Raw genomic sequence first — 22,903 nt, 5'->3', positions numbered from 1 at the left:
CCGCGATTCTCACTCGGTGCGGCACTCAATGAAGCTTCCCTTACCCTGCGTTACAGTTACCACTAGCTGTTTATCGATCCTCTCCTTAAGTTCTCCGACATGTGAGATGATACCCACAAGTCTGTTACCTTCAGAAAGTGACGCAAGTGAACTGATCGCCTGATCCAAAGTTGCATCATCAAGTGATCCAAAGCCCTCATCTACAAACATAGTATCCAGCTGGATTCCGCCCGCACTTCTCTGTATCTCATCAGAAAGTCCCAGCGCAAGAGATAATGAAGCCATGAAGGATTCACCGCCGGACAATGTCCTTACACTTCTGGTTCCGCCATTATAATGATCGATAACATCAAGCTCAAGTCCCGACTGGGATTTGATATTATCCTCATCTCTTCTTACAAGTTCGTAGTGGCCACCTGACATAGTCATAAATCTCACATTGGCCCTGTTTATGATCCTGTCAAAAAAGCTTCTCTGTATATAGGTTTCAAGCATGATCTTAGCTTTACCACTAAGATTACCATTAGCTGTCTGGGATATTATCTTCTTATATGTAAACTCATGTTCCAGAGTTTCAAGCTCTGTTCCAAGTGATAACAATTTGGTTTTAAGTTCTTTGTTGTTATCTATTCTATTTTTTACTAAAGAAAGAAGTTTGTTATTATCAGTATACTCTTTGTTAAGATCTGACCTTCTTTCCTCAAGCTCTTCGAGATTTTCAGATTTGCCCTTTGCAAGATTTTTGGATAGAGCAGCTATCTGACCTGTAAGATCCTGGACTTTCTTTTCGCAGTCTCTTGCCTTTGCATCAGCATCTTTATAAGATTTATCTATTGCTTCTTTTTCAAGCTCCAGCTTTTTGATATGCTCAAGGGCTTTTTCTTTAGACTCATAAGTAAGAGATTTCTTTAATTCTTTTTCTCTGACTTTAAGTCCTGTTATCGTTGTCTCAAGTTCCTTTGAAGATAGCGCATTTTCATTTTGCATCTGAGATACTTCTTTTATCGACTTCTCAAATGCAGGTATTTCTGCAGTCAGAGATTCAAGAAGATCAGAAGCCTCTTTGAGGCTTTTAATAACTGCAGTTACATCTTTAAGATCTTTTTTGAGACTATCAAATTCAAGACCGAGACTATCTGAAAGACCTTCAGGAATCTCATACTTTTCTTTGGAGGATCTTAACTCTTCCTCATCGCTTAAAATAGCTGCAATATTACTTATGTTAGAACTAATATCTGCCTTATCTTCATGCCTTGATACATCACCTTTATCAGAAGCTATGTTCTTATCTTCACTTCTTGATATATCGCCGTTATCAATAGCTTCAATATTATCTTTATGTTCATCTTCGATATCTTCAATAAAGCCTTTATTTATATAGCTTTTAATATCATCAATGATCGTATCAAAGAGCTTGTTAACTTCCGCTTTTTTTGCAGATGCGCGGCTCACCGCCTTTTGCATTAAGGCTCTTTGCTTTTCTGCTCTATTCATAGCATCATCAACATCTTTTTGAAGCGGAACTTCCTGCTTCAAAACTGCCAGATGTGGATGAACAGTGGATCCGCACACAGGACAAGGCTTACCTTCAGATAAACCTTCAGCCAGTATTCCGGCCTGAGCATCAAGGAAAAGGCGGTTTTTGGATTCATATTCTCTTTGGATCAGTTCGTATTTTTTTGCCTGATCCTGATATTCCTTCTGGAGATCTAAAAGTTCCTCTTTTTCCTTAGGGTATTCATTCTTAATAGCTACAACTATATCCTGAACATCCTTGCCCTTATTTTTAATTTTGCCAAGTTCTTCTTCAGCTTTGATCTTCCTTGCAGGAACATCTTTGAGTTTTTGCTGGTCCTTCTTTTTAGCAGCATATTCTTTCTCAAGTTCTGCTGCCTTGTTTACCAGCTCTTCTTTGGATTTTTTTAGTGCTGATAACTTCTTTTCAGCTTCAAGGATACTATTTTGAGTCTCATCGAGCTTGTCATAGGATGATAGATTTTCTTTCTCAGAAGATATCATAATAGCAAGGGGTTCGCTCTTTTTATAATCTTTGGCTTTATTCTTCAGATCTTCTTTGGCACTTTCGTATTCCGGCTTTGCTTTCTCAAGTGCAGCTTTGTTCTTGTTAAGAAGATCTTCTGATTTCTTCCTCTCAGTTGCTACTCCGATAGATCTATTCAGATCTGCAAGGCTTTTTCTAAGCTCACTTTCTTTTTTGCTAAAAAGCTTAAGATCTTCCTTGTCCTCTTTATCTATATCATCAATAAAAGCTTCTATCTCATCAGTTTTACTGCACTCAAGAAATCTCTTTTGCTCTTCCTGATCCTCGCTTTTTACCTGGATCTGGGCTATTTTTTCGGTAGCGATAGCCAATTTTAATTTATAATCATCTTCGGCTTTATTAGCCTCTTTTTTCAATATCTCCTGAAGCCTTTGATATCTGCCGGTCATGAAGATCTGCCTGAATATCTTGGACCTTTCTGTGGTATCTGATAAGAGCAGTTTCATAAAATCGCCCTGAGCTATCATGGCGATCTGAGTGAACTGATCCTTGGACAGTCCTATTATCTTCTCAATCTCTTTGGTAACTTCGCTTGTTTTGGTGACAGCCTCTCTCCCGTCAGGAAGTTCTAAAAGTGCATCGGCTTTCTGGGTTGTAGTTCCGCCGCCTCGAAGGGCAGGCCTTTCGTACTCCGGATTTCTTCTGATCCGGTACTCTTTGCCATGATATGAAAAAAGAAGTTCCACATAAGTCGGGACTTTAGCATCAGAATATTTACAGCGAAACATCCTGGGATCACGGCTGCTTCCGCTGGGTTCTCCGTATAACGCAAAGCAGATTGCATCAAAGATCGTAGTCTTGCCGGCACCTGTATCTCCTGTGATCAGATACATACCTTTTTCGCCAAGCTTGGTAAAATCTATAAAAGTCTCATCCTTGTAGGGACCAAAAGCTGAAATCGTAAGATTTAGCGGACGCATCAGACTCCTCCTTCCCAGAGCTTCTCAATCTGTGACTGAACATAAGTTGACTCTTCCAAAGTAAGATCACGTCCATTTTGCAGATTATAAAACTCCTGGAATAGGTCAAGAGGAGATTTCTTCTCGACTTCATCTGGAATCTCACTGTTATAAACAGCCCTTGTACGAAGGTTGTCATAATCAAGCTTCATGATATTGGGATATATGGAGCGGAGCCTTCCCAGAGCATCCGGAACATCATCCTCATCAGTAAGTGTCACATGAATATAATCATCAGTATTTGTATCTGCATAATTTTTCTTTGCTGTAAGATCAAGGTAAGTCCCTTTAATCTCTCTCATATCCCTTTGCGGGATAAGTTCTGCAAGCTCAATATCAATATTGCCCTTTTCTTTAAGGGTGATTATTGGAACGCTTTTATTTTTCTTACATTCGGAAAAGGAGTATTTGAGCATAGTTCCGCAATATCTTATATGCTCATTACCACCGATTATCTGGGGAGTATGGATATGACCAAGTGCGACATAGTCAAATAAATCAAAGCTATCTGCACTAATCTCATCTACTCCGCCTACACTTATCTCTTCAGAATCACTTCTGGTTGCACCAGTTACAAACTGATGAGCCATGATTATATTGCGGGCACTTTCATCAATCTGCAATCCGGATAAAACATAATCTATCGCTTTCTGATAAGATGTTATATCATCTTTGGATATTCTAGCGCTGATTGCATCCTTAGAATCAATATCCAAGTCACTGTTCTCATCAGGACATATATCATTAGCATTTATATCGCCGGTATTGTTATCCGTGCTTTTATTATCTTCAGTTATACTATTAGTTTTGTTTTCAACACTTCTCATATTATCAGAGCTACCGGTATCATCTGCCATATGCGCTCTGACAATAGAAGGCTTTAAAAAAGGCAGCATATACAGGTGAACCTGACCATACTCATCTTCCAGATCCATCCTTGGAACAGTTCCGTCAAAAGTTCCGCCAAAAAAGATCCCACTTTTGTTCATAAGCTTGGAGCCAAAAGATAGTCTCTCCTGGGAATCGTGATTGCCGGAAGTAATATATGCTTTTATGCCCTCATCTGATAATCTTGTGAGAAATGAATCAAAAAGTGCAACAGACTCTGCCGGTGGAATAGGTCTGTCATATACATCACCGCTTATCATGATTCCATCTACATCTTTGGCTATGGCAATTTTGATTATATTGTCAAGCATATACTTTTGATCTTCAAAAAGATCAAATTCGTATACCTTGATCCCAAGATGCAAATCTGATAAATGCATTAGTCGCACTTTTCTATCCTCCCAAAAAAGGCCGCAATAACTGAAGGTCCCCTAAATTCCCCACTTTTTTACAATTGTTTAGCTTCTTACAAAAACACTCTTACATATCCCGTTTAAAAATGGAATATGATTATAATAGCTTCACTAACCCGAAAAAAAGCGCCGACTAAATGTCGGCGCATAGATCTTAGTTCTCTACGAATCTTCTTTCAAGTTCTTCAAAATCGTAGGTGTTCTGCTCAAAATCAGCATCTTGTACGCCCGAAGCGTTTTCAGTATAGCCGTTCTTAATAGCACTGATCATCCATCCAACTATGTTATCAATTCGTCCTGACTTTCTGGATATTCCATAAGCGTAACGAACCTTCTTCATATCCATGCCTGCAGCTTCAAGAATTGCCTTTGCATCACTTGCAGTGATCTTCTCACTAAAGAGCTGCTGCATCTCATCGATCTGCTCGAAGATATCCTTCTTGGGAGCAGCCTCTACTTCCTTAGACTTTTCGTGTCCTACTCTGGAAAGTTTGAAGCAGATACTTACTACCTTTCCGCCTCGTCCCATTCTTACAGGCTTGTACTCTACACGGATACTTGACTTTTTGTTAAGCTCTTTTTTAGCTCTTTCAAGTGCGTATCTTCTGAAGTCCGTATAATTGGACATCTTGTTGATACCGCTCTCTTCAGCTTTTCTTTCAATCTTCTCATAATCAGGAGATTCTTTTTTCAGTGCCTTGGCAATATCAGCATTCTCCTGAGGATCGATGATTCCGAGCATGAGCTTAAGATCAGTGAGTTCATAGGTCACTTCATAAGGACCTTCTGAATGACTGATCGCACGCTGATAATCCATCTCAGCTTTGAGAACTTCGTAAAGTCTGTATGTATATATACTTGTGAATGTCAGAGACTCCGATAAGTTCAGAACAGTATAGTTGTTCTTAAGACCTGTAATATATTTCTTGATCTTACTGTTGTAACGAAGTGTCAATCTTCCATCATGAAAAGAAACATCAGTGATAACATTTGATGCTTCTATCTTCTGTTCTTCCTTGTCTTTGTAAATAATACGCCAGTCAAGGAGTGATGCCTTATTCTTCTGAGGCTCAACCAGTGCAACAATCTGATCATAAAAAGAACCATTGTTACGGCCAAGCGCTTTACGCAAATATGTTCCGGGAATAATCGCTTCCAGACTTCCATCGTCCAGTTCTTTTGCCATCAGGATTCCAATAGCAAAAAGCTTCTGGCCAAGGAGTGTAGATTTACCCTTTGCGGTGATCAGAGTATTGGACTTCTTGTACGTAACATTGCTGAGCATCGTACTGTTTTCAGTATTTTTCGTCTTAGATTCCAATTTTCTCTTACTAACCCCCTATTACATTCCAATTTAGTCTTACTTTTAAGTAAAATTATTATACTCAAAAGAATCCCCTCCCGCAATAGCATTCCATTTTTCTCGTACTTTCGAAATCTTCCAAAATTCGACAGGTCTGATTCCAAAATTCGGCAGGTGTTAATTAATTCATTCCAAAATCAGACAGATGTATACCAATTTCATTCCAAAATTAACCACAACTAATTCTAAAAAAAAATTTTAAAAATATTTCCTGGTGATCTATATTCCAAAATACACCACATTAAATTCCAAATAGAACATTAATACATTCCAAAATACACCAGAACATTAATATAGACATGCATTCAATGATAATTTAAGCAATTACATTTTTAGCAATTCGATGTACTTTATTCCAAAAATGCACAAGATACGACCAAATTGGAATGAAGAATCCAGTTTTTACCATACTTTAAGACGCCAAAATTCCAATTAATTCCATATCTTTTTTCCAAAATTCACCACATCTTCTTAGCATAATAAACGTATAGGCCCCGGATCCATTAATTTTTCATTTTACGGCGGTTTTTTATTCCAAAATTCACCATCTCTTACGTATTTTTATTCCAGATATCACCAAAACTTAGTGTTTTTTATTCCAAAAAACAGCATAATTTATGGGGGACTTATTCCGAATTTCATCACATCTTTTGATTTTTATTCCATATTTACGCACATCTTTATCCTCTTTTTTTTCCAAAAATACCATTTCTTTCTTCTCTAAATTCCATTTTCACCCACAAGTTTTATCAAAATATTCCAAAAAAAGCAAAACTTTGGCTTTTTTAAAAGCCCGCAAGACCTGCTCAGTTCTGGATTCCAGAGGTAAACCCATATTTTCCCGCCAAAAACAAGCTCTTTTTCCAAAAATCACCAGAACTTAGCCCTTCCGGAGGCTTCCAAAACTCACCATAACGTTTTCCGCAGATCACCAAAAATTTATCCAAAAATAAGCTCTCTTTTTTCCAAATTACACCATATCTTTATCGAGAAAAGCCTTAAAATGCGCGGTTTGAGAGCTGTCCTAAAGAAAAAAAGAATTGTTGTATTAATCTTTAATTAAGCAACAGTGACACATACGCATCCGTATATTTTAAAAAAAATCTGTTCGGCACTTAGGAAAGGGGTGTGGAGAAGCGAAAGCTGTCGAAAAAGCGAACAAAGCGCAGGGCCGGGTTTAAATACAAGAGGGCGCGGGGCGCAGTATAAATATGCATAAAATTTACATTATGCAGGGCGGCGGGATAATAAACAAGGGCGCCGGGGGCGCCATAATATATCAGCCAAAATATACATTGATATGCTATGAGGGGATCATGATAGGGACGGCCGGCGGAGCAATAATTAGAAAATATGTTAAAATCTGTTTAGGATTAAAATTATGCCTATAACTACTTTTAATAAAAATTAGTGAGGAACCTCATGGAAAATGATAATTCAATGCTCATCGGTCATATCAAAGATCTGGCATCAAGAGCATATCAAAATGATTACACAACGCACACTAATTTCCTGGGGCTTTCAGAACTTGCAGCTGTGCTTGATGAAATTAATAAAAGCGGCGGTTCTGCAGCAAACCAGGTTTACAACGGCGTAAAGTTTACATTATATGGCGGCTATGAAGACAGTGAAAGAAATGTCCTTTGTTTTCTTCCTTCTTATCTCGATGCTGAAAGTTTAAAACTTCAGGAAGATGAAGGAGGTTCCATCGTATCATGCCTTAAAGTTGTGCCGGTAAATGCAAAATTTGCAGATAAACTTACTCACAGAGATTTTCTTGGGAGTTTAATGAACCTCGGAATCGAAAGAGATATCATAGGTGATATCCTTGTGTCAGAAGATGGACAGGTTGCATATTTATTCATATTAAAAGATATGGAAGAATTAATATGTAAAGAGCTCATCCGGATAAAACACACCTGTGTTAAATGCATACCGGTTTCAAATAAAGAATGTGATATAAGGCCTTCTTTTGAAGAAATATCTGGATCAGTTGCATCTGAAAGACTTGATGCCGTGCTTGCACTCGTCTATAGAATATCCAGAAGCCAGGCTCAGGAACTTGTGTCAAGACAGCTGGTCTTCATCGATGGAAGATGCGCCTTCAGTGCAGGCTATGATCTCAAAGAGGGCTCAAGAGTTTCTGTAAGAGGACATGGTAAATTCAAATATCTCGGACAAACAGGCAGCACCAGAAAAGGACGACTCATGATCAAAGTTGCTGTATACAAATAAATGCTACTTGTTTGCTTGGAACATCGCATATCCTGACGATACTCCAGTGAATATTTATAAATGACATATTCTATGAGAAAAATGTCGCCATATATATTGGAATATTCCAATTCATAATACTTACAAAAATATGAAAAAAGAAAATGAACTATAAAAGCTTTGGCCCTGTTACCGGGTAAAAGCTTTTTTTATTTAGGCAAATAAAAAACAACCATATAATCCCATCAAATATTTATCAATTAAATATTAAAAAATTTTAAAGTTATCTATTGACATTAAAGGAAACTGGTTTTAATATTTTAATCAGTTTTAAGATGCTTAAAAATATTTAATTAAAGAAACTTTATCACGTAGTTTTTTGAACTACATAATGAAGTACAGGGATTCAAAGAAGTAATTCCTTTCTTAAATTAAATACAACCAATTTTTTCTTTATTATAAGGAGGAAACTAATATGAATTTTGAAGACGTTAAGAAGATTATTGTAGACACACTTGGATGCGACGAGGATAAGGTTACAGAAGAGGCTTCTCTTACAGAAGATCTTGAGGCAGATTCACTTGATCTTGTTGAGCTTCACATGGCACTTGAAGATGCTATCGGCACTAAGATCCCTGATGAAGTTATCGCTAAGCTTGATACAGTTGGCAAGGTAGTTGCTTATCTTAAAGAGAACAAGGTTGCCTAAGTCCAAAGATTATTAAAACCATGTGAACAACTATCATTATCCGGTATCCTTCCTCGGAGATATGCATGAACATATTTCAGGATACCGGATTTTAACCATTAGTCACTCGTTTTGCTCGTGACATGAGGTTATTTATGAGTGTTCACTACATTTATTTTTGAAAGGATTTTATTCTAATGAGTATACAGGATAAACTTTTCATTACATGTCCTTCATGTGAAAGAAGACAGCTCATCCCCAAATGGGAGAAGCTCCTTTATGTATGTCCCGTATGTGGCAAGTACCTTCCATTAAGTGCAGATACAAGACTTAAGGCTGTGTTCGATACAGGTACGATGTCACTTATGGATGCAAATATGTCTCCGGCAGATCCGCTTAATTTCCCAGAATATGAAGAAAAAGTAATTAAACAACAAAAAAAGACAGGCATGAAAGAATCCGCTGTCTGCGCAAAAGGCCGCATCGGCGGTATTAAAGCCGTATGCGTTGTTCTTGATTCACACTTTTTCATGGGATCTATGTCCAGCGTTGTTGGAGAGAAAGTTACAAGAGCAATTGAATATGCAACTAAAAAGAAAAGACCTCTTATCATCTTCTCAGCAAGTGGCGGTGCCAGAATGCAGGAGGGTATCTACTCTCTCATGCAGATGGCTAAGACAGCTGATGCTATCGAGGAGTTCTCAAGGCAAGGTGGTCTATATATAAGCTATCTTACACATCCTACTACAGGCGGTGTCACAGCTTCTTTTGCCACACTTGGAGATATAACTCTTGCTGAGCCCGGAGCTCTTGTAGGATTTGCAGGTCCAAGAGTTATCGAACAGACAATTGGCAAGAAGCTCCCCAAGGGATTCCAGAGAGCAGAATATCTTGAGTCCCACGGTTTTGTAGACAAGATAGTTGAGAGAAAAGATATGCGCGCAACATTGATCGATCTTCTAAAGCTCCATCAAGGCAGCGAGCACCATGGTATAACTCTTCTTCAGAGAAAGGAGGTAGCATTTAATGAATAAAAATCTATCACCACTTCAGAGGGTTTCTATCGAACGTTCAATTGACAGACCTCATATTGAAGACTTTATAGAGCATCTGTTTTCAGATTTCTTTGAGCAAAAAGGTGATCATCTTTTTGATGAAGATAAGAGTATCTTCGGCGGTATTGCCCGTTTTAACGGACGTCCAGTAACAGTCCTTGGTCATCATAAGGGACATACTGTGCAGGAGAACATGGACTACAATTTCGGAATGCCTCGTCCTGAAGGCTATCGTAAGGCTCTTCGTATCATGCAGCAGGCAGATAAGTTCCACCGCCCTATCATCACTTTTGTAGATACACCAGGCGCTTATCCCGGCAAGGAAGCTGAAGAGCACGGTCAGGGAGAAGCTATTGCAAGAAACCTTGCTGCTATGTCACACCTTAATGTTCCTGTTATCACAGTTGTAACAGGTGAGGGTAACTCCGGCGGAGCTCTTGCAATAAGCGTCGCTAACAGGGTCATTATGCTTGAAAATGCTGTATATTCTGTACTCTCACCTGAGGGCTTTGCTTCTATCTTATGGAAGGACTCAAGCCGCGCTGAAGAAGCCTGCGATCTTATGAAGATGACTTCCTATGACCTTAAAGATGCAGGATTTTGCGATGAGATCATTGAGGAGCCGGAAGGCGGAATGCAGGTAGATTCTGAAGATGTATATGAGAGACTTTCTCTTTCTATAGAAAAGGCTCTTACAGCATATTCCAGAATGAATGCCAAGGATATAATTGCCGACAGGCATGAAAAATACAGGAATATAGGTGAGGTTAAGGAGCCTGCATCTTTTTTCCGCAAAAAGGCCTGAAAGGAATATTAACTAATAATGCAGGGAATTAAGATATTATCCGTTGCCGGTTGTCATCCAAAAAAGAAGGTTACAAACGATGATATGGCAAAAATCGTTGAAACCGATGATGAGTGGATATCCACAAGGACCGGTATACGTTCAAGATATTTTTGCGAAGATGATGAATCCTGTGTCTCTATGGCTATAGAGGCTTGTAGCACAGCCCTTCAAAGATCCGGAATATCCAAAGAAGATATAGGATGCGTCATCTGCGCTACTATTTCCGGAGACTATGCAACTCCATCTGTTTCATGTATGGTGCAGCAGGCACTTTCACTTCCGGAAGATATTCCGGTACTTGATGTTAACGCAGCATGCAGCGGTTTTATATATGCTCTTTGCGTAGCCAGGGGGCTTCTTGAAGCAAGTGGAAAGACATATGGTCTTGTAATAGGTATGGAAGAACTCTCCCGCCTTCTTGATATGACAGACAGAACTACCTGTGTACTATTTGGAGACGGCGGCGGCGCTGCTGTTATAAAAAGAGATCCTAATGCTCTTTTTCGCCAAACTCTCGGTGCAAGAGGCGGCAAAGAAATATCCTGCCTTGGTGCAGGCAATGCAAACAGCTTCATTCAGATGGATGGAAAGGCTGTGTTCAGATTCGCAGTATGGGCTATGCCAAAGTGCATAGATGAGCTTCTTAAGGCAGATGATGGATGTGACATATCTCTGACAGATATAGACCATGTGGTATGCCATCAGGCTAACTCCCGTATAATCGATCACGTAGTCAAAAAGTCCAAGGAAGATCCGTCCAAATTTTATAAAAACATGGATCATTTCGGTAATACCAGCGCAGGATCTATCCCTCTTGCCTTGTCAGAATTATATGAAAATGGAAGCCTTAAAAAAGGTGACAGGCTCATACTTGTAGGCTTTGGAGCAGGACTTACCTGGGGCGGTGTGATGATCACATTTGGTGACTGATTATAAATAAATTTTGGATTTTAGAATAAAAACAGCTTTTGGTCTATATAAATGATATACGGATATAAAGGGAGGAAAGGTATGATTTATTTAAATAATATATTGGGAACAAAATATCCCATAATTCAGGGGGCTATGGCCAATATAGCAACAGGCACTTTTGCAGCAGCCTGCTCTAATGCTGGTGGTCTTGGAATCATAGCTACAGGTGGCATGAATCCTGAAGTATTAAGACAGGAAATTGCTACATGCAGATCTCTTACAGATAAACCATTTGGTGTAAATCTCATGCTCATGCATCCGCAGACAGACGAGTTCGTAAGAATCGTATGTGAAGAGAAGGTTCCATTCGTAACAACAGGTGCAGGTAATCCCGGTAAGTACATGGACAGCTTCAAAAAGGCAGGAATCTTCGTAATGCCTGTAGTTGCTGCTCCTATCCTTGCAAGGCACCTTGAAGACTGCGGAGCTGACGCTATCATAGCAGAAGGCTGCGAATCAGGCGGTCACATCGGAGAGATGACAACAATGACTCTGGTACCTCAGGTATGCGACATTGTAAATGTCCCTGTAATAGCTGCAGGCGGCGTTGCTGACAACAGGCAGATGCGTGCAGTACTTGAACTTGGCGCATGTGGCGTACAGGTTGGTACATGCCTTCTTGGATCTATTGAATGTCCTATTCATGACAATTATAAAAATGCCATCATTAAGGCCAAGGGAAGCGATACTATCGTTACAGGCCGCATAGGCGGAACTCCTGTACGTGTTCTTAAGAACAAGATGGCTCGTGAATATGTAGCTCAGGAGAAAAAAGGTGCAACTCTTGAAGAGCTTGAAAAGTATACTCTTGGTTCTCTTAGAAGAGCTGTATTTGAAGGAGATACTCAGACCGGCTCACTTATGACAGGCCAGACCTGCGGTCAGGTTAAAGAAATAAGACCTGTAGCAGATATCTTCGCTGATCTATGCGCAGGAATTGATTTTAGCGCTGTCAAAGAAGCTATGTAAAAAATAAAGTATGAATGCCTGTAGAAACTTGAGGAAAATATATTTGTATTTTAATTCTATGATTTTTATTTAGTTGATCTATAGTAAACGACTTTAGAAAGGATTATATATGAAAAAAGCTATATTATATGCGGGTCAGGGTGCTCAGCATGCAGGTATGGGCAAAGATCTGTATGAGAAGTATACAACATTTGCAAAAGCTTTTGACTGCGCAAACGATGTTCTTGATTTTGATCTTCATAAGCTTTGCTTCGAAGATCCTGATGGAGACCTTATCAAAACTCAGTATACACAGCCTTGCATGGTTGCATTTGCTGCAGGTATGACAGCTCTTCTTAAAGAAAACGGATATGAAGCTGACTATGTTGCAGGTCTTTCACTCGGCGAATACTCAGCTTTAGAAGCTGCAGGAGTTCTTAGCGCAAGGCAGGCAATCGAACTTGCTGCATTTAGAGGTAAGGCAATGGCTAAGGCTGCAGAAGGTATCGACTGCGGCATGAGCGCTGTACTTAACCTTGAAGAAGGTGTTCTTAATGAGTGCTGTGAAAAGGCAAGCAAAGAAACAGGCGAAATAGTTATGATCTGTAACTTCAACTGCCCGGGACAGCTCGTTATAAGCGGTCAGAAGGCTGCTGTTGATAAAGCAGGCGAGTATGCAAAGGAGGCAGGTGCCAAGCGTGTTCTTCCTCTTTCTGTAAGCGGACCATTCCATACAAGCTTCATGAAGAGTGCAGGTGATGCACTTTCAGACAAGTTCAAAGAAATCTCTTTTAGCAAAGAGTCTATCACGGTTTTATACGATTATCTGGGCAAAGAAAATGAAGAAGGACTCTCAATAGAGGATCTTTTGGTAAAGCAGGTTCAGAGCCCTGTTCGTATGGAAGCAATCATAAGACGCTTATTTGAAAACGGCGTTAGAGAATTCGTAGAAGTTGGTCCGGGACATGCACTTTCCGGATTTATCAAAAAGACTGCAAAAGCTATTGGCGTAGATGATTATGTTATCTACGCCGTAGAGACAGCTGAAGAATTCGAAGAAATGCTTTCAAAGAAAACTTTAAGTGCGTGATCTGGATCGTTATAAGAAATTGATAGATTATCAGAAATCATGTATTTACAGATTGGAAAGCTGATTTGTTATTGATAAGAAATTAAGATGAGGAATAACGAATGAGTGAAACAAAAAGATGTGCCCTGATCACAGGTGGAAGCCGCGGCATAGGAAGAGCTATCGCTGTCTCAATTGCAGGCGAAGGATATGATCTTGTGATCGGATACGCAGGTAACAGCGCCAAGGCAGACGAGACAAGAGAACTTTGCTTCAATGCTGCCAGCACAAATGGTAAAGAGATAAGAGTTATATCAGTTCAGGCAGATGTAGCTACTCAGGAAGGAGCTAAAGCTCTGGTAGAAGCTGCCATGAACGAGTTTGGAAGAATTGACGTACTTGTTAATAACGCAGGTATTACAAGAGACGGTCTTCTTATGAGGATGAGCACTGAAGATTTTGATGATGTTATTGCTACCAATCTTAAAGGTGCATTCCTTATGACAAGAGAAGTTGCAAGGCCTATGATGAAGCAGCGCTATGGCCGCATCATCAATATATCAAGTATTGTAGGTCTTCACGGCAATGCAGGTCAGGTCAACTATTCTGCAAGTAAGGCTGGCCTAATCGGTCTTACCAAGTCTACTGCCAAGGAGCTTGCATCAAGGAATATAACCTGCAATGCAATAGCTCCCGGATTCATAGGCACAGATATGACCAAGGAGATGACAGATGCTGCCAAGGAGGCAACCCTTGCTACTATCCCTATGAAGAAGGCAGGCGAACCTTCTGACATAGCCAATGCTGCACTTTTCCTTGCATCAGAGAAGTCGTCCTATATCACAGGTCAGGTACTTGGCGTTGATGGCGGTATGGGATGCTGATATTTGATGACATTACTTGGTTTTTATTACTAATATTGGTTTTGAGAATTTAAAAGGAGTTTTTATGCGTAGAGTAGTTGTAACAGGAATAGGAACCGTTAACCCTACCGGCAACAGCGTCCTGGAAAGCTGGGATGCTATCAAAAACGGCAAGTGCGGAATTGGTCCTATAACTTATTTTGACACAACAGATTTTAAAGTTAAGGTTGCAGGTGAAGTTAAGGATTTCGATGTTTCAAAGCGTCTTAACAAGCGTGAAGCAAGACGTATGGCCCCATTCACACAGTATGCTCTGTATGCCGCAGAAGAAGCAATCCTTGATTCTGGTCTTGTAAAAGAGGGTCAGAAGGATGCTGAGGGTAAAGAGATACCTTTTTATGAGTCAAAGGTAAGTGATGATGAAGCTGCAAGATGCGGTGTTATCATCTCAAGTGGTATTGGCGGAATCGGTATCATCGAACAGGAACATACAAGAGGACAGGAAAAGGGCTGGGAGCGAGTATCTCCTTTCTATATTCCTATGTCCATTTCAAATATGGCGGCAGGAAGAGTTGCTATAGCTCATGGTCTTAAGGGTATGTGTACATGTCCTGTTACAGCTTGTGCAGGCGGATCTAATGCTGTAGGTGATGCCTTCCACAGAGTAAGAGACGGTTATGAGGATGTTATGGTATGCGGCGGTGCTGAAGGCTCTATCACTCCACTGTCTATCGGCGGATTCTCTTCTATGACAGCACTCTCCTATTCTGAAGATCCTGAGCGCGCAAGTATTCCTTTCGATGCTGACAGAAACGGATTTGTAATGGGTGAAGGAAGCGGCGTACTTGTGATCGAAGAGCTTGAGCATGCCAAAAAGCGTGGCGCCAGGATCTATGCTGAGATCGTAGGATACGGTGCTAACTGTGATGCTTATCATATCACTGCTCCGGATCCAGAAGGTAACGGCGCTGCAGATTGTATGAGACTTGCTCTTAAAGATGCCGGTATCGAAGCTTCAAATATCTCATATATCAACGCGCATGGTACATCAACTCATCTTAACGATGCAGGCGAGACCAAGGCTATCAAGAAGGTCTTTGGCGAGGATGCATACAAAGTTCCTGTATCCAGCACTAAGTCTATGACAGGTCACCTTCTTGGCGGCGCAGGCGGCGTTGAGGCAGTATTCTGTGTTAAGGCTGTTGATGAGGGATTCATCCCTGCTACTATCGGTTACAAGAATCCTGATCCTGAGTGCGATCTTGATATCGTTCCTAACGAAGGAAGAAATACTGATGTTAAGTATGCAATGAGTAATTCTCTTGGATTTGGCGGACATAACGCCTGTCTTATATTCAAGAAATTTGAGGACTAAGCTGTAATATTACAGCTTAACGGTGGTAGTTGTTAATTTTTGAATTTAGTTTTGCGAGGTTATTATGTCATTACCAAAAGAACCAAGAGAAAATCCAAATATACTTTCTGCTAAAGAAATAGCAAAAATCCTGCCACACCGCTACCCCTTTGCTCTTGTAGATGTTATCGAAGATTATGAGCCGGGAGCGTGGGCTATTGGAAGAAAGTGCGTTACTATGAACGAGCCTTTCTTCCAGGGACACTTCCCGGGTGAGCCTATAATGCCGGGAGTACTCCTTCTTGAAGCTCTGGCTCAGACAGGTGCTGTTGCACTTTTGTCTATGCCGCAGAACAGGGGCAAGATCGCTCTTTTTGGAGGAGTTAATAAGGCACGTTTTAAGAAGCAGGTTGTTCCGGGAGATGTAGTAGAGCTTAAATGCGAGCTCATCCGTCAGGAAGGTCCTCTTGGAATTGCAAGCGCCGAGGCACGTGTTGGTGGCAAAATCGCTGTTAAGGCTGAACTTATGTTTGCAGTGTCTATGGACTGATGATATAACTAAATGCTTTAAAAACAATTATTGTAAAGCTTCTTTTTAATCTTCAAAACTGTTATACTTGTAGTACAACAAATTTTTTAATTATCATAATAAATGAATTGTTCTATAACCATCGTCTTATGACTATTGTTATAGAACGGTTCTTTTATGAGTTTTAGTATAGCAGGAGGCACAGATGGATAAGCTTGGCAAAGCTCTTTCAGACATTTACAGTAAATTCAGGATTCATTTTTATATGCAGATCTTTTCAAATTTTGAGACCCGTGAGGCTACTCTTACAACAGTTGAGACTTTCAGTATGGAATGTATCAGCGCTCTTAAGAATCCAACAATAGCTGAATTTGCTCATATGATGAATATTTCTGCACCTAATGCTGCATATAGAGTTAACAGCCTTTTGCAGAAAGGTTATATTGAGAAGATTCAGTCCAAGGAAGATCAGCGTGAATACCATATACGTCCGACCAAAAAATATATAAATTACTCCAACATCTATGAGTCATATCTTAAGACTATAGATGAAAGATGTAAGGAACGCTTTTCTAAAGAGGACTATGACAAGCTTCAGGAGATGCTTAATATAATCGATACAGAACTTATGCCTGAGCTTAACTTAGAGCATATCAAGAAATCCTCCAAAAAGAGTAAATGACTTAAGAGAAAAGCTATATGATCCCTTCAGATTCTCTTCGTCATGAAATCCTAGAATATTCCCTTAATAAATATAATACAAAGCCAATATATCCGTGGACTCTGCTGCCTGAGTATGCAGTTCTAAGGCATGAGAGCTCACTTAAGTGGTACGCTCTTTTTATGAACGTGGACGGACAACGCCTGGGACTTACCCCCGGGCGTATTTATGATGTCATAGATCTACGATGCCGCAAAGAGGACATTTCATCTTACCTTGGAAAAAGAGGTTTTCTTCCGGCGTATCATATGAGTAAGAAGGACTGGATCACGATACTTCTTGATGGAAGCGTTGATCTTGAAAAGATAATTGAGCTTCTTGATATAAGCTTTGAGATCACAAGGGATCATAAGGATTTATCATCTTCTTCAGATTATAATAAGTCTTTTGATATAAGTAATGATTCAAAGTATAACAGGTCTTTTTATGCTGATAAAAATTATGACTATAATATATCAAAAGATATAGAGATTCCGGCAAAGGTTACTTTTACAGGTACTTACAAAGATCAGCCCCTTTCTTTTGGCGGAAGAAGGCGTGCTGATGAAAGTCTCCCACCAAAGATTGCCCAGATGAAGGAGCTTTATAATGTCCTTGATTCAAAACCGGGAGCTGATGGCTACTATTTCTATAAGCAGGGCAAGTTCATGGAAGACTATGAAGAGCCTTATGACTTTCACGGAAGGTTCACAAGATATTTCCCGACTTATCATGTTATGAATAATGATCAGCTGCAGGGATATTTTGACTTTAGAAGGCGCTTTAGAAACGGGGAGATAGATGCATATTCTTTATCAGGATCTTCTATTACTTCTTTATCCTTTGTTTATGTATATTTATACGAAATATTATGTAATATTGGCATACCAGATCCTGAGGAAGGTTTTAGGAAGCTTTTGTATATAGACGAAGTATTCGGTGATAAGGATCCTTCGATGCACGAACATATACAGGACTGGCTTAAGGACTATGTGGTCTATTATAACCTTCCGGAGAGCCTTATAGATGGGGTCTATGACAAGAACTTTGATGACAGCCTGTCTACTCTTTTGACATATGAAAACTATATAAGGGATATAAAAGACGATAAAATAAGTTCGCCTTCAGAAAATATCATAAATGATGATAAAACATCCAAAGATCCCGGTGTTGGATTATCAGACGATGATATACATAAGATATTTGAAGCCATAGATGCATTGTCCTCTTATAGTCTGAAGGGATCACTTTTTTACAAAAAAAATCCCAAAGACATGGAAGAGATCACTGTAAGAGCATATAGAAATGTATCACTCTTCTATCAGGAACACAATAAGCCCATGCTCCTTGAAAAGTGCTTTGGGGCAAAGGGCGTGTATCCATATCACATGTTCAGGAAGGCTATATTCTATGATCATATCCACTATGAAGATTATGAATATGTCTTTAGTGATGCAAGGATCTATAGGTGCAGGGACGGCCACTGGAGCCTTGAAACCTTCTACAAGGCTGATAGTAAGAGCAGCGACCTTGGCGCTATCTGCAAAGAGATAGACAGGATCTGCCGCAGGAAGTTCTCCTTTGGACATCCCTTGCAGCAAAAGCTTAACCTCCCTCTTATAATCCAGGCTATATCTGATGCTGCAGATACTTATATCAAGGAAAAAGAAGAAGCTGCTAAGCCTAAGATACATATAGACTTTGGCAAACTCTCCGGAATCAGAAAAGACGCTGCATACACTAGAGATCAGCTCATCACCGAAGAAGAAATGTCTGATGAAGATGAGTTTATGAAGTTTGAAGATGAAGTATTGGCTAGTAATATAACTGAATCTGTGTCAAATAAGAGCGTTGCATTATCTGATTCTAAATTACAGATAGGCGTAGATGACATTGATATTAGGGAAGTTATTTCTAACGATAATATTTCTAATGATAAAACTGTAAGTAATGATCAGCTATCCGGTAACTTACTTATCAGTGAACATCAGATGAATATTGTTAATCTCCTTCTTGCGGGCGAAAATGTCATTGAATATGCTGCATCTAATCATCTAATGTTAGCCGTAGAGATCGATGCCATCAACGAAGCATTGTACGATGAAATAGGTGATACTGTCATAGAATTCGATGGGGATACGCCTGAACTTGTTGAAGATTATATAGATGATATAAAACAAATCCTTGGGATTAGATAGTAGATGAAATGATGTAAAGGTATAATTCTAGGATTTTAAATCCTAATCTTTTAAAGAATTTTCGAATGTTTTGGAAGGTACTATATCCAAACGCCTAAAAAAAGAGGATTCCTGAAGAATCATCCTCAGAAATCCTCTTAATATCACTAATTTTGATCTTCCGATAATCTTGTGAAACTAACTCCTCGCATTCTGTTGATGCAGCACCATGCGTCAATTGGCCTTATCTCACTATAAAAGCTTTGTCCAGCCCCGCCTGTGCGGAATTCTCCCCTCGCATCTTCGAAACCAAGGGTGCGGTTAGTGTAGTAAACAAGCTTACTGATAAGTTCATCGGAATCTGCTTCTTTGTCTGTAAGAGTTTTTTCCATAATGCTCATAAGCGTGTTTAGCCTTTCCGGTGTTGTGAGCGCTGTTAAGCTTGTGATGTCGGCGCTGTAATCGTCCAAAATAATTTTCTTCTCATTTTCCGTTATGGCTGATCGGAAATAGAGAAACTCCTGTGTTGTTGCTTTGGGAATTAGTCTTCGCGAATCTCCCCACATTGCTGCAGCAGTCTCAGATTTTTTATCTATTCCGAAATAACTGATCTGTTCCGTAATATCCCTCGCTTCATAATCTTCCATAAGTATAACCGTGTCAGCGTATGCCAGATACTCCGCCGAACCTCCGATGACTAAAATTATGGACATTCCAACTTTTTTATTCAGTTCCTCAATTCTGTCCGTAAAAGGAATAATGGGTTCATCGGGAACTATCTTTCGCATGACCTTGTCGCGAATCATAAAATTCGTGGCGCTCTTATCTTCATCAATCAAGATCAGCTTAACGCCGCAGCCGATTGCCTCAACTATGTTTGCGGCTTGAGATACGCTTCCGCTGGCATGCCTTGTACTGAAGTGGCTCAAATCTATATTGCCACTTAGTCTGTGAAAAAAAGGCTTCAGATTCACATTTTCAACAGGGCGCCCGTCCTCTGCGTTTGTCTTTAGTGCCGACCTTTCTGAAAGAACATACTCTCTTCCGTCTCCCGGTGTATGATCATAAATCCCGAGTTCTATTGCATCCAGCAACGTGCTTTTGCCAGAGTATCCGCCGCCGGTTATTACAGTTATTCCCTCTTTAATTCCCATACCGGTTATGAAATCGCCATCATCTGTTGTAATACTTACTCTTAAATTATCAGGCGATTCAAATGGTTTTGCATCAGTCATAGGTTCATCTGTACCGTTATGCCTGGGCAATATACTTCCGTCAGCCACAAAGGCGCACAAATGATTGTTCTTCATAAATTTACGGATACTTCTTTGATTGATGAATGTTTTCTGCCAACTTTCAAGCTCCTCCTTATTGATATTGGCAAGTGCTGCATCAACATGTTCGAGTATATCCTTCACCGCACGAAATGCAGACTTTGAGTTGACAGATGTGCCATTTATCAGCGGCACATTAAAGCTCATCTGAAGAACAAAACTATCAAGCTCACTGTTATAAAAGCAACCGCTTTTTTTGCCCATACAGCCATCTGGTGCCTGAATAGCGAACTTTGCCTTTTCTCTGGCATCTTTTTTGTCATTTATGTATTCCTTACCAAGCTCCGACATGACAGGAAAAAGGTGATATAAAATGTAGTTGGAAGTCGGTATCGCAAAATCTTCTTTATCGCAAACAATATATTCTCGTGAAATACCAATACATAAAAACATCTTTTCCGGATTTCTAAAACCAGTCCCCCTAAACCAAAAGCTGAGCTCTTGGTACGCAAATACCTTTTCTTCATCTTCATTGTCGGCATGAGTGTTATACAGCCAATGCAAACAAGACTTGTTCTTCCCTTGGCAACTCATAATTACTGACTTAAATTTGTTCAATCGATCATCCTTCTTTCTCTCTGAATTTGTAACCAAAAGCAGAAAAGGACGATTCTATTAAACAAAAAACGCACCCGAACTTGTCGGATGCGCGTTAAATCACTTTATTATAACTTCGGTGTGATTAACATGTCATAGACTGTATTCGGTAATAAAATCGTCTTATATGATTTTCTCATGTTAATCACCCCTTTCATTGGTATTTGCTATTTGATTACGTGGATATAATATCTCAAATTTGCTAAGAGTTCAAGATGTAAAAATCTTCCCTTTGTCAAATATCCTATTCCGCGCTCAATTGAAACAATAGTTCCTCAAAATTAGAAAGCCTACAACTTTCCTCCATATCTTATTCTTTTGATGCACATTTTGGGGGAAGTTAATATTGTATTGTTGTATTTTTATTCAGATTATGCACCGCTTATGAAGCAAAGAACTACCACATTATAAAATATCTTCCAATATTACGCGCATCTTAAAGTAATCTTAATGCTGAATCAATTTATTACACCGTCAGCGGCCAACTTATTGATCTTCAAGCTCCGCAAAGACACAAAATATGTAATTATCAAAATACAATCAGCAAGTGCCCAGGCACAGATTTCCCCAAAATAGATACCATAATATCCTATGATACGAGTTAAGAAAATCGCGCAGGCCACCCTCATTATCAGCTGTGCAAAGCTTGAAAGCATAGGAATTATGCTGTTTCCCATACCCTGCAAGGTTGATCTGACAATATACAAAATGTAGAGAAGCGGGAAAAATGCAGCCAGTACCTGCAGATAATTGTATCCATATGAAAATACCTTGGCGTTTGCAGTCCCTGTATCTATGAATAGTTTCATCAAAGGCTGCCCAAAAATGATCATCACCACAGAACATAAAATAGCCGTTATAATACCAAGCAGTACGCTTACTTTTACTCCGCTGCGTACACGTTCATAATCTTTTGCCCCCATATTCTGCGACACATATGCAACTACAGCTAATCCATAAGAAGATGCTGCAATCTCAAGAAGTGCATATATTTTTCCTGCTATGGTATATCCGGTGAGAAAAGAGAGCTCATACTGATTGATCCTATTGATGACGATAAGCCCCCCTATTGCAGTGATCACACTCTGAAGCGCCATTGGAAGGCCAATTGTCATCAGCTCTTTTACCACGGTAAATCCACTCTTTAATCCGGAGCTCTTTGCGGAAGTCGCATCAGCAATGCCCTGCCTGTTTTTATATACGTTATAACCACAGATAAGCATAACTAGGCATTCCGAAAGGATTGTACCGAGAGCCGCTCCTCCTATCCCCATATTCAGGGCGCTTACAAACAATATGTCCAAAACAATGTTGCACAGTGAAGAAACAGTCATCGCCATAAGATGAGTTTTGCTGTTTCCTCTACTTCTTAAAACCGCAGCAAAAAGCTGATAAAAAATAAGAAAAGGAAGCCCTGCAAATATGACATCAACGTAGGTTTTAGCAAAAGAGAACACCTCATCTTTTGTATCAAGCGCTCTTAGTACAAATCCGGAAGTGCCAAGCAGAAGCGCCACAAGAGATATGGTTAGACCGAAACAGATTGCCTTAGCTTTTTTATAGTACTGAGAAAAAGCAGCTTCGTCTTTTTCCCCATACTTATTACCCAAAAAAACTGAAAATCCCTGGATTAAGCCTATGACAAATCCATTCACCAGGAATATATACCAATCAGTTCCGCCTATGGCTGAGAGCCCTTTGGCACCAACTTTCTGGCCTATAATGATGCTGTCTACAATAATGTAGAGCTGCTGAAAAACATTACCAACTATCAACGAAAAAGCAAAACTTAAAATCAGTGATAACGGTTTCCCCTTAGTCAGATCCCGATCTTCATTCATACGTCTGTTCCTCCAAAATAATAGCTGCAT

General features: G+C 39.7%; 17 protein-coding genes. 12 read left to right on the top strand and 5 right to left on the bottom strand.

What is annotated here, in order from left to right; all coding sequences use genetic code 11:
• Positions 1–9: 9 nt before the first annotated feature.
• The 3 genes from I7804_RS03455 to I7804_RS03445 form a co-directional block, all read right to left on the bottom strand.
• On the bottom strand, positions 10–2,982 hold the full coding sequence (locus I7804_RS03455; RefSeq protein ID WP_248404967.1) for an AAA family ATPase: 2,973 nt from the start codon (positions 2,980–2,982) through the stop codon (positions 10–12).
• Complete coding sequence (locus tag I7804_RS03450; protein WP_051164113.1) at positions 2,982–4,289, bottom strand: exonuclease SbcCD subunit D; 1,308 nt, start codon at positions 4,287–4,289, stop codon at positions 2,982–2,984. The genes I7804_RS03455 and I7804_RS03450 overlap by 1 nt, the downstream gene beginning before the upstream one ends.
• Positions 4,290–4,476: 187 nt before the next feature.
• Complete coding sequence (locus I7804_RS03445; RefSeq protein WP_022753342.1) at positions 4,477–5,643, bottom strand: replication initiation protein; 1,167 nt, start codon at positions 5,641–5,643, stop codon at positions 4,477–4,479.
• A gap of 1,464 nt (positions 5,644–7,107) precedes the next feature.
• Between I7804_RS03445 and I7804_RS03440 the strand changes: the two genes are divergently transcribed.
• The 12 genes from I7804_RS03440 (at position 7,108) to I7804_RS03385 (ending at position 19,122) form a co-directional block, all read left to right on the top strand.
• Positions 7,108–7,920: a YlmH/Sll1252 family protein gene (locus tag I7804_RS03440; RefSeq protein WP_027204681.1), complete on the top strand. Its 813-nt coding sequence runs from the start codon at positions 7,108–7,110 to the stop codon at positions 7,918–7,920.
• A 454-nt stretch (positions 7,921–8,374) separates the two neighbouring features.
• The gene (gene acpP / locus I7804_RS03435; RefSeq protein WP_022753337.1) at positions 8,375–8,608 is read left to right on the top strand and encodes an acyl carrier protein; all 234 of its coding nucleotides are present in this window, start codon (positions 8,375–8,377) and stop codon (positions 8,606–8,608) included.
• A gap of 176 nt (positions 8,609–8,784) precedes the next feature.
• The gene (accD, locus tag I7804_RS03430; RefSeq protein WP_022753336.1) at positions 8,785–9,621 is read left to right on the top strand and encodes an acetyl-CoA carboxylase, carboxyltransferase subunit beta; all 837 of its coding nucleotides are present in this window, start codon (positions 8,785–8,787) and stop codon (positions 9,619–9,621) included.
• Complete coding sequence (locus I7804_RS03425; protein ID WP_022753335.1) at positions 9,614–10,447, top strand: acetyl-CoA carboxylase carboxyltransferase subunit alpha; 834 nt, start codon at positions 9,614–9,616, stop codon at positions 10,445–10,447. Before accD ends, I7804_RS03425 begins: the two co-directional genes overlap by 8 nt.
• A gap of 18 nt (positions 10,448–10,465) precedes the next feature.
• Positions 10,466–11,419: a beta-ketoacyl-ACP synthase III gene (locus I7804_RS03420; protein WP_248404966.1), complete on the top strand. Its 954-nt coding sequence runs from the start codon at positions 10,466–10,468 to the stop codon at positions 11,417–11,419.
• A gap of 81 nt (positions 11,420–11,500) precedes the next feature.
• Positions 11,501–12,430 carry a nitronate monooxygenase gene (locus tag I7804_RS03415; protein ID WP_248404964.1) on the top strand — a complete coding sequence of 310 codons (930 nt, stop codon included), beginning with the start codon at positions 11,501–11,503 and terminating at the stop codon, positions 12,428–12,430.
• Between the two features lie 109 nt (positions 12,431–12,539).
• Positions 12,540–13,499, top strand: a complete 960-nt coding sequence (gene fabD, locus I7804_RS03410; protein WP_248404962.1) for an ACP S-malonyltransferase — start codon at positions 12,540–12,542, stop codon at positions 13,497–13,499.
• A gap of 101 nt (positions 13,500–13,600) precedes the next feature.
• Positions 13,601–14,362, top strand: a complete 762-nt coding sequence (gene fabG, locus I7804_RS03405; protein WP_248404961.1) for a 3-oxoacyl-[acyl-carrier-protein] reductase — start codon at positions 13,601–13,603, stop codon at positions 14,360–14,362.
• A 64-nt stretch (positions 14,363–14,426) separates the two neighbouring features.
• Positions 14,427–15,716, top strand: a complete 1,290-nt coding sequence (fabF, locus tag I7804_RS03400; RefSeq protein WP_027206628.1) for a beta-ketoacyl-ACP synthase II — start codon at positions 14,427–14,429, stop codon at positions 15,714–15,716.
• A gap of 64 nt (positions 15,717–15,780) precedes the next feature.
• Positions 15,781–16,245 carry a 3-hydroxyacyl-ACP dehydratase FabZ gene (gene fabZ, locus I7804_RS03395; protein ID WP_022756943.1) on the top strand — a complete coding sequence of 155 codons (465 nt, stop codon included), beginning with the start codon at positions 15,781–15,783 and terminating at the stop codon, positions 16,243–16,245.
• A 184-nt stretch (positions 16,246–16,429) separates the two neighbouring features.
• Positions 16,430–16,906, top strand: coding sequence for a MarR family transcriptional regulator (locus I7804_RS03390; protein ID WP_022753328.1), 477 nt, complete (start codon positions 16,430–16,432; stop codon positions 16,904–16,906).
• A gap of 17 nt (positions 16,907–16,923) precedes the next feature.
• Entirely contained in the window at positions 16,924–19,122 is a 2,199-nt protein-coding gene (locus tag I7804_RS03385) for a TerB N-terminal domain-containing protein (RefSeq protein ID WP_248404959.1), read from the top strand.
• A gap of 146 nt (positions 19,123–19,268) precedes the next feature.
• Here the strand turns inward: I7804_RS03385 and I7804_RS03380 are convergent, their stop codons facing one another.
• Together I7804_RS03380 and I7804_RS03375 are read right to left on the bottom strand one after the other, a co-directional pair.
• Entirely contained in the window at positions 19,269–21,029 is a 1,761-nt protein-coding gene (locus I7804_RS03380; protein ID WP_248404958.1) for an ABC-ATPase domain-containing protein, read from the bottom strand.
• A gap of 461 nt (positions 21,030–21,490) precedes the next feature.
• Complete coding sequence (locus tag I7804_RS03375) at positions 21,491–22,873, bottom strand: MATE family efflux transporter (protein ID WP_248404956.1); 1,383 nt, start codon at positions 22,871–22,873, stop codon at positions 21,491–21,493.
• Between the last annotated feature and the right edge of the window lie 30 nt (positions 22,874–22,903).

The organism is Butyrivibrio fibrisolvens, from assembly GCF_023206215.1.
Lineage (GTDB): Bacteria > Bacillota > Clostridia > Lachnospirales > Lachnospiraceae > Butyrivibrio > Butyrivibrio fibrisolvens_C.
The sequence above is the reverse complement of the archived record's forward strand: the minus strand, read 5'-3'. Positions and strand labels throughout refer to the sequence as shown.

Bases quoted from the DNA above. Each gene is read 5' to 3' on its own strand.
- I7804_RS03455 (WP_248404967.1), bottom strand. From the start codon at position 2,982: ATGCGTCCGCTAAATCTTACGATTTCAGCTTTTGGTCCCTACAAGGAT.
- I7804_RS03450 (WP_051164113.1), bottom strand. From the start codon at position 4,289: ATGCATTTATCAGATTTGCATCTTGGGATCAAGGTATACGAATTTGAT.
- I7804_RS03440 (WP_027204681.1), top strand. From the start codon at position 7,108: ATGGAAAATGATAATTCAATGCTCATCGGTCATATCAAAGATCTGGCA.
- acpP (WP_022753337.1), top strand. From the start codon at position 8,375: ATGAATTTTGAAGACGTTAAGAAGATTATTGTAGACACACTTGGATGC.
- accD (WP_022753336.1), top strand. From the start codon at position 8,785: ATGAGTATACAGGATAAACTTTTCATTACATGTCCTTCATGTGAAAGA.
- I7804_RS03425 (WP_022753335.1), top strand. From the start codon at position 9,614: ATGAATAAAAATCTATCACCACTTCAGAGGGTTTCTATCGAACGTTCA.
- I7804_RS03420 (WP_248404966.1), top strand. From the start codon at position 10,466: ATGCAGGGAATTAAGATATTATCCGTTGCCGGTTGTCATCCAAAAAAG.
- I7804_RS03415 (WP_248404964.1), top strand. From the start codon at position 11,501: ATGATTTATTTAAATAATATATTGGGAACAAAATATCCCATAATTCAG.
- fabD (WP_248404962.1), top strand. From the start codon at position 12,540: ATGAAAAAAGCTATATTATATGCGGGTCAGGGTGCTCAGCATGCAGGT.
- fabG (WP_248404961.1), top strand. From the start codon at position 13,601: ATGAGTGAAACAAAAAGATGTGCCCTGATCACAGGTGGAAGCCGCGGC.
- fabF (WP_027206628.1), top strand. From the start codon at position 14,427: ATGCGTAGAGTAGTTGTAACAGGAATAGGAACCGTTAACCCTACCGGC.
- fabZ (WP_022756943.1), top strand. From the start codon at position 15,781: ATGTCATTACCAAAAGAACCAAGAGAAAATCCAAATATACTTTCTGCT.
- I7804_RS03390 (WP_022753328.1), top strand. From the start codon at position 16,430: ATGGATAAGCTTGGCAAAGCTCTTTCAGACATTTACAGTAAATTCAGG.
- I7804_RS03385 (WP_248404959.1), top strand. From the start codon at position 16,924: ATGATCCCTTCAGATTCTCTTCGTCATGAAATCCTAGAATATTCCCTT.
- I7804_RS03375 (WP_248404956.1), bottom strand. From the start codon at position 22,873: ATGAATGAAGATCGGGATCTGACTAAGGGGAAACCGTTATCACTGATT.